Origin of the sequence: Pseudomonas persica (assembly GCF_900291015.1) — a bacterium.
Classification (GTDB): Bacteria; Pseudomonadota; Gammaproteobacteria; order Pseudomonadales; family Pseudomonadaceae; genus Aquipseudomonas.
Genome location: NZ_OLKL01000166.1, coordinates 1 through 268, shown reverse-complemented (window position 1 = coordinate 268; position 268 = coordinate 1). Strand labels below are relative to the sequence as shown.

Annotated in this window: 1 protein-coding gene; it reads right to left on the bottom strand. The window is 49.6% G+C overall.

The genetic code is table 11. From position 1 onward, the window contains the following. Window positions 1-246 (bottom strand): hypothetical protein (locus tag FQ664_RS26135; RefSeq protein ID WP_218570431.1); only part of this gene is annotated, 246 nt, incomplete at its 3' end. Window positions 247-268: the final 22 nt, after the last annotated feature.

The following is a 268-nucleotide window of genomic DNA, read 5'->3' as shown; positions in this document are numbered from 1 at the left end:
GTTCACACAGCCCTTGAGGACGGTGTTGAGGAAGATTCTGGGCACGTTAAGAAGCTTTTCAAGGGCTTCATCGTCAAAACCGATATCTGGATCAATGCGGTCGGCAGCATAGCGCACCGATTGAAGCGTGCCTTTGCGCATAGGCAAAATTTCAGGGATGGGTCTGCTAAATCTTGTGTACCAAAAGTTTTTGGAGTCACGGTAACCGTAGTCAACCGGCACGCGCGGGAAGTCTTTGGCTTTCACACCGTTTACAATCCCTTGGTAT